This window comes from Ensifer sp. NPDC090286 (assembly GCF_044769565.1).
Lineage (GTDB): Bacteria > Pseudomonadota > Alphaproteobacteria > Rhizobiales > Rhizobiaceae > Ensifer.
Map to the genome: position 1 here is coordinate 1 of NZ_JBIVYF010000018.1, position 1,936 is coordinate 1,936.

Consider the following 1,936-nt stretch of genomic DNA (forward strand, 5'->3'; position numbering starts at 1 on the left):
TGGGATGCCTTCTCGCGCGCTTACATCTCGTTCGACGCCAAGAGCGACACCGAGTACGGCACGCTCACCGGCTTCTTCGCTGCTGAATTCAACGCCGACAACGACTCTGACGAAGGCGACAGCCTGATCGACGTCGATGAAGCCTACATCCAGCTCGGCGGCCTGAAGGCCGGCTTCTTCTACAGCTGGTGGGATAAGGGCCTGAACGGCGAAACCGACTCGCTCGGCAACAACACCGAATTCAACTCGATCGCCTACCTCTATGACGGCGGCACGTTCCAGGCTGGTATCGCCATCGATGAACTCGAAGGCACCTCGACCAAGCCGAACGGCGTTGGCGTTGAAGCCATCGTTTCGGCTTCGCTCGGCGGCGTTTCCTTCGACCTGCTCGGCGGTTACGACTCTGAATACGAAGAAGGCGCAATCCGCGCTCTGATGTCGGCTGACCTCGGCCCGGGCGTCTTCCAGCTCGCTGGTATCTGGGCTTCGAACCCGAACGCCTACTGGGCTCGCTCTGAGTGGACCGTTGCAGCTTCGTACCGCTTCAACGCCACCGACAAGCTCGCCATCACCCCCGGCGTTCAGTACTTCGACAACCTGTCGACCTCTGACGTCAACTTCGGTAACGACGATGCATGGCGCGCTGGCGTCACGCTCGACTACAAGATCACCGAAGGTCTCGCGACCCGCGTTTCGGTTCAGTACGAAGATGCTGACAACCGCGACGACCAGGTATTCGGCTTCGTCCGCCTGCAGCGCGACTTCTAAGATCGTCTGACCTCGGTCAGAAGCGTGGCCCGCAACTCTTTGGAGTTGCGGGCTGTTGCTGTTTCGCAACGTTTGCATGTCATCGAGCCACCGGATTGCCCAAAGGTGACGGCGTTGGCTTGAACGCAGCCGGTTTCTCCGCCTCATTTGCGAGAAGGAGAGGGAAACTGCGAGCGTGGGACAAGACGCTGAAAAACAGGCGGGAGACTTCAGCTTTCCGGATATCCGTTCGGGATATGAAGTCAGTTACAGTTTTAGCCCGCAACGCCCGATCGGGATGGTGAAAGAAACCACTCTGGGCGAACTGCTTCAGCGCTATGCCGATATTTTGTGGGAAGAGGGCAGCCACAAATATAACGTAAAAGCCTTTATCGGCGAACTTGACGAGATTCTGATCTGCGCCAGGTTCACCGCCTTCTCACAAGATATGCTCGACAGCCTCATCGGCGCACTACGCAAACGCGGCAACAGCAACGCAACCATCAACAGGAAGATGGCGGCGCTGAGCAAGTTGCTGCGGAAAGCGTACAAGATGGGTGACATCCACAGTCTGCCCGAGTTCAGGCGGCAAAAAGAAAGAGCCGGGCGCCTCCGCTTCCTGGAGGCCGCCGAAGAGGAAGCGTTATTCCGACAGATCGGCAACCGCTCAGAACTCTACTTGCAACTCTCCATATTCCTGGTGGACACCGGCGCACGCCTCGGCGAATCCATCGCCCTCAAATGGAATGATATCTATGAAGGCCGAGTGACGTTCTGGGTCACCAAATCTGGCCGTAGCCGCACAGTACCTCTGACGACCAGAGCAAGAGATGCCATGGACACGCTTGCCGACAGGTCTCCGGGTCCATTCTCGTCGGTTGACCCTCAAAAATATCGTGCTGTCTGGAATGCCGCCAAACTGGATGCAGGGCTGGGCGATGAAGAGGACATCGTCCCCCACGTCCTGCGACACACCTGCGCGTCTCGTTTGGTGCGCGGCGGCATCGACCTTCGGCGAGTTCAAATGTGGCTCGGCCACCAGACGCTCGAGATGACAATGCGCTACGCTCACCTTGCTTCGCACGATCTCGACATGTGCGTGCCGGTGCTTGAGCGGCATCTTAAATAAACCCCTTTTAGTTTGGGAGCCGACCCAGTCAGGAGCGGAAAACATTCCGATTCTGACTGG

At 57.9% G+C, this 1,936-nt stretch carries 2 protein-coding genes; both read left to right on the forward strand.

What is annotated here, in order from left to right:
* Positions 1–768, forward strand: a 768-nt coding sequence (locus ACIQUG_RS34615; RefSeq protein ID WP_402326928.1) for a porin, incomplete at its 5' end; no start/stop codon positions are given.
* A 145-nt stretch (positions 769–913) separates the two neighbouring features.
* Positions 914–1,876 carry a tyrosine-type recombinase/integrase gene (locus ACIQUG_RS34620; protein WP_402326929.1) on the forward strand — a complete coding sequence of 321 codons (963 nt, stop codon included), beginning with the start codon at positions 914–916 and terminating at the stop codon, positions 1,874–1,876.
* The last annotated feature ends 60 nt before the right edge of the window (positions 1,877–1,936 follow it).